Raw genomic sequence first — 719 nt, 5'->3', positions numbered from 1 at the left:
GGGGATCCGTCCCTCCGTCAAGGTTCCGGTCTTGTCGGTGATCAGGATGTCGATGTCGCCGAGGTCCTCGATGCAGACCAACCGCTTGACGAGCACCTTCGCCTTGGCCAGTTGTCGGGAACCGGTCGCCAGGCTGGTGCTGACCACCGCGGGGAGAAGCTGTGGCGTGATGCTGACCGCGATCGCCAGCGCAAACAGTGCCGAATTGATCAGCGGCCGGTGCAACATCAAGTTGGTGACCAGAATCAGCGCGGTCAGCGCAACCGCGACCCGGAGCAGCAGATACGAAAACCGGCGCAGGCCGACCTGAAAGTCGGTCTCGGGTTGGCGCTCACTCAGACCCGCCGCGATCCGGCCGAACTCGGCGCGATTCCCGGTGGCATACACGACGGCCAAGCCTTCGCCCGCGCTCACGATCGTGCCCATGAACGCCACATCGGTCATGTCGGTCAGCGCGACGTCGGTTCCCACCGGCGTCGGTGACTTCTCCGAGCCGGTGGATTCCCCGGACAGGATGCCCTCGTCGCATTCCAACGCTGCCGTCTGGATCAATCGCACGTCCGCGGGCACCGCCTGCCCAAGGGAGAGCCGGATGACGTCCCCGGGGACGAGATCCCGGACGTCGACATCGACAAAATTCCCGTCGCGCCGAACGATCGCGGTGTGGCGTATGCGGGAATGCAGCGCAGCCGCGGCCTGCTCGGCCCGGTACTCGTTGA

At 65.5% G+C, this 719-nt stretch carries 1 protein-coding gene; it reads right to left on the bottom strand.

All coding sequences use genetic code 11. The annotated features are described in order from the left end of the window. On the bottom strand, positions 1-719 hold a 719-nt coding region (locus A9X04_RS06535; protein ID WP_156764241.1), incomplete at both ends, for an HAD-IC family P-type ATPase.

The sequence above is a fragment of the Mycobacterium sp. E3247 genome (genome assembly GCF_001667785.1).
Lineage (GTDB): Bacteria > Actinomycetota > Actinomycetes > Mycobacteriales > Mycobacteriaceae > Mycobacterium.
Note: the sequence above shows the minus strand (reverse complement) of the source record. Positions and strands in the feature narration are given on the sequence as shown.